This window comes from Candidatus Phytoplasma palmae (assembly GCF_046896035.1).
Classification (GTDB): Bacteria; Bacillota_I; Bacilli_A; order Acholeplasmatales; family Acholeplasmataceae; genus Phytoplasma; species Phytoplasma palmae.
Genome location: NZ_JBIPDD010000017.1, coordinates 1 through 4030 on the forward strand (window position 1 = coordinate 1; position 4030 = coordinate 4030).

4 protein-coding genes are annotated in these 4030 nt (G+C 21.6%); all 4 read left to right on the forward strand.

The window, feature by feature from the left end:
• The first annotated feature begins 253 nt into the window (after positions 1 to 253).
• The 4 genes from ACHMP6_RS01650 to ACHMP6_RS01665 all read left to right on the forward strand — a co-directional run bounded on the left by ACHMP6_RS01650 (position 254) and on the right by ACHMP6_RS01665 (position 3984).
• The gene (locus ACHMP6_RS01650; RefSeq protein ID WP_412097792.1) at positions 254 to 682 is read left to right on the forward strand and encodes a hypothetical protein; all 429 of its coding nucleotides are present in this window, start codon (positions 254 to 256) and stop codon (positions 680 to 682) included.
• A 604-nt stretch (positions 683 to 1286) separates the two neighbouring features.
• Complete coding sequence (gene rny, locus ACHMP6_RS01655; RefSeq protein WP_412097793.1) at positions 1287 to 2852, forward strand: ribonuclease Y; 1566 nt, start codon at positions 1287 to 1289, stop codon at positions 2850 to 2852.
• A 71-nt stretch (positions 2853 to 2923) separates the two neighbouring features.
• Positions 2924 to 3691: a TIGR00282 family metallophosphoesterase gene (locus ACHMP6_RS01660; protein WP_412097794.1), complete on the forward strand. Its 768-nt coding sequence runs from the start codon at positions 2924 to 2926 to the stop codon at positions 3689 to 3691.
• 56 nt (positions 3692 to 3747) lie between these two features.
• Positions 3748 to 3984 (forward strand): isopentenyl transferase family protein, encoded by a 237-nt coding sequence (locus ACHMP6_RS01665; RefSeq protein ID WP_412097795.1) that lies wholly within the window; start codon positions 3748 to 3750, stop codon positions 3982 to 3984.
• The last annotated feature ends 46 nt before the right edge of the window (positions 3985 to 4030 follow it).

Consider the following 4030-nt stretch of genomic DNA (forward strand, 5'->3'; position numbering starts at 1 on the left):
GGCTTAGATTAATATCTAGTAATAGAAAAACGGTCTAATTCTATCTCGATTATTAGAAGAAAAAGAAAACCAATTATCTGAAGATGTATTAGAAAATATTTCATTTTCAACTCCAGAACACGAAAGTAATTCATTCGATGAATTAATCAAAAAAGAAGATGATAATCCTGAAAAAAATATTTTTTTTGATATAACAAATAATTTTGAAGATTCAGAATTATTTCAACTGGTAAAAGATAAAGTTAAAGAAACAGTGAAAGACACTATTAAAGAGACTGGTAAAAAAGTAGCAGATAAAGTTATTAGCCAGATAGATAAAATATCTGAAAAAAATAAAGAAGATGTTTTGTCTAATAATAATGATTCTAATTCTAATAATAAAACAACAAAAACAAATAAAAATTCTAATAATCAAAAAATAAAAACAAACATAAGTAATTCAATTATTTTAAAAAATAATACTAATAATTCTGATACTTTGGTGTCTAAAAATCTTTCTTTGAGTAATGATTTATTTGTTGATAACAAAAAAAACGTTATTGCTCCTGAAAAAAATTTTAAATTACCTGTTGATAGTTTTAAGCCTAAAATTTCTACTGGCGCTTTCAAAAATAATATGCGTTACTTTAGAAAACCTTTTTTGGGTAGCAGAATTTTAGGTAATCGTTTTATAAGAATGTAATTAGTGATAATTATATATAAAATTTTATTTTTTAAATTAAAATTTTTTTATTTTTAATTAAACATGCATGATATAAATTATTTTTGACAAAACTTGATTTTTTTAAATAAAAATTTTTAACAATTTATTAATTTAAAAGAAAATTATTTTTTTTAAAAAAAGATTCATCAAGTTTATTTTTCATTAAATAAAAAATTCAAAGATCATTGTTTTGTCAATTTTTAATTATCATGCTTTTTAATAAAAAAAATATAAGTATTAAATACTATTTAGTAAAAAATTTTAATTTTTTTGTTTTTTAAAAATAATGATGTAAATATAAATAAAAATTAAAAAATTATTTATTAAATTTTTAGTTTTTATTTATACAATAATTTATTTTTGGTATTAATTTTTGATTATTGTAACAAATTATACTATACTTTATAGTAAATATAATGTTTTTTTATAAAAAACATTATTTTTTATATATATATATATTTGTTCTTTAGAAAAAAATAAAAAAAAATAATTGTTTTATAACAAAGATAAGTAAATTTTAAAATTTATAACCCGAATGATTAAATAATTTTTTAAAAAACGTATTTATTTAAGGAAAAAAATGATGAATAGTCTAGTTTTGCTTTGTTTTTTTGTTATTGTTTTGGTTGTTATAAATATTTTTTTTTATTTTCTTTTTAAAAGAATGAAAATGAAAAAGATAATTCAACAAACTAATAAAAATATTGTGGAAGAAATATTAAAATCTCGTTTGATTTCAGAAAAAATAATTTCAGATACTGAAAAAAAAATTTCTTTATTAAAAAAAGAAGCAGATAATGATTTAACACAAAGAAGAAAAATTATTATTAATTTAGAAGAAAAAATAATTCATAAAGAAGAGTTATTAGATAATAGAATGAAATATTTAAACGAAAAAGAGGAATTATTGTATACTAAAGAACAAAAAATTAATAATAATCAAAGATATCTTGAAAAACTTCAGAATCAAGCGCAAGATATAATAAATAAACAATTGATTAAATTGGAAGAAATATCTTTTTTAACTTTAAAACAAGCTCAAGACATTATTATGAAAAAAGCAAAAGAAAATGTTTTTATTGAAATGAATAATTATATGAAGCAAAAAGAAGAAGAGTTTAAATTTCAACTTAAGAAAAAAGCTAAAAATTTATTGGTTTCTTCGATGCAACAAATTTCTAGAAATGAAAATATTTTTAGTCATAATATTAGTATGGTTTTTTTGGAAAAAGATGATTTAAAAGGCCGAATAATAGGAAAAGAAGGCAGAAATATTAAAACTTTTGAAATTATAACAGGAGTTGATTTAATAATTGACGATGTTCCTAACACAGTTCTTTTAAGTTCTTTTGATTCTGTTAGAAGAGAAATAGCTAAGAGAACTTTAGAAGAATTGATATTAGATGGAAGAATTACTCCTTCTAGTATTGAAAAAACATTTCAAAAAATGTCTATTGAAGTTGATAATTTTATACAAGAAATCGGAGAAGAAGCTGTTTTTGATACTAAAGTAGGTTTTATGGATGAAGAATTAATTAAATTATTAGGTAAGCTTCATTTTAGAACTAGTTATAGTCAAAATATTTTAAATCATTCTTTAGAAGTTTCTTATTTATCTGGAAAATTAGCTGCTGAAATAGGAGAAAATGAAATTATGGCAAGAAGAGCTGGTCTTCTTCATGACATTGGAAAATCTTTAGATTATCATGCTGAAGGTAGTCATGTTAAAATTGGTATTGAATTAGCGATTAAATATAAAGAACCTAAAGAAGTTATTGATGCTATTGCTTCTCATCATGAAGATAAAGAACCTAGCACTATAATAGCTATTTTAGTGTCTATTGCGGATACTATAAGTTCTTCTAGACCAGGAGCTCGCAAAGAAAATGTTGAAAGTTATTTTCAACGAATAACACATTTAGAAAAAATAGCAGACGAAATTGAAGGTGTTTCTAAATCTTATGCTATTAGATCAGGAAGAGAATTAAGAGTAATTGTTAAGTCAGAATATGTAGATGATTTATCTGTTTTTTCTATGGCTAGAACTATTAAAGAAAAAATTCAAAAAACTATTAGTTATAATGGTATTATTAAAATTACTGTTATTAAAGAAGTTCGAGCAGTTGAAATAGCTGAAATAAATAATTAATTAATTTTTAATTTTTAGATTATGTTTATTTTTTTTAAAAAATAAAATAAAAATTATAAAGGAGAAAATTAATGAATATTCTTTTTATTGGAGACATTTGTGGAAAGCCAGGCGTTGATTATTTAATAGAAAAAATTAATTTTTTAAAAAAAAAATATAAAATTGATCTTGTTATCGCTAATGCTGAGAATGTTGATAATGGAAAAGGATTAGATTATCGTAATTATCGAACTTTAGTTTTATCAGGAGTTGATGTCATAACTATGGGTAATCATACTTGGAATAATAATGAATTAAAAAGTTTTATTGATAAAACATATATTATTCGACCTTTAAATTTAAAAAGTCCTGCTGGAAGCGGATATAAAATAATTAATCACAAAAAAACTAAAATACTTATTATGAATGTTTTAGGTAGAGTTTTTATGGATAATGATAATTTATCTTGCCCTTTTAGGCATGTAGAAAAAATTTTAAATTTGTGTCATCGTAAATATAAATATTCTTTTTTAGATTTTCATGCTCAAGCCACTAGTGAAAAAATAGCTTTAGCATATTATTTTGATGGTAAAATAGATGCTATTGTAGGAACTCATACTCATATTCAGACTAATGATGAAAGAATTTTACCTAAAAAAACTCTTTTTATTTCAGATGTAGGAATGACAGGTTCTTTTGATGGAGTTATTGGACAAGACAAAAATATTATTATTAATAATTTTTTAAATAGTAAACGAAAAAGAAAACAAAAAATTGCTCAAGGAAAAAGGCAATTAAATGCAGTTTTTATAAGTTTAGGTAAAGAAAAAAAGATTGTTAAAATAAAGTTTAATGAATAAAATTAAATTATTTCAATTAATATACAAATGAAATTGAATAGAAAATGGTGGTAATTATGAAAAAAGTTATAGTTATATCTGGCCCTACTGCTTCAGGAAAAACTGATTTATCAGTTGAATTAGCTCATTTATTTAAAGGAGAAATTATTAATTCTGATTCTGTGCAAATTTATAAAAAATTTGATATTGGGTCTTCTAAAATTCAAGAAAAAGAACAAAAAAATATTAAACATCATTTGTTAAGTATTATTGAACCTGAAGAAACATATAGTATTTATGATTTTGGGCGCTAGTTCGAGCATAAATTGTAGAGGAAATTAAGGTATCCTTATTCCTTAT

Bases quoted from the DNA above. Each gene is read 5' to 3' on its own strand.
- rny (WP_412097793.1), top strand. From the start codon at position 1,287: ATGAATAGTCTAGTTTTGCTTTGTTTTTTTGTTATTGTTTTGGTTGTT.
- ACHMP6_RS01660 (WP_412097794.1), top strand. From the start codon at position 2,924: ATGAATATTCTTTTTATTGGAGACATTTGTGGAAAGCCAGGCGTTGAT.
- ACHMP6_RS01665 (WP_412097795.1), top strand. From the start codon at position 3,748: ATGAAAAAAGTTATAGTTATATCTGGCCCTACTGCTTCAGGAAAAACT.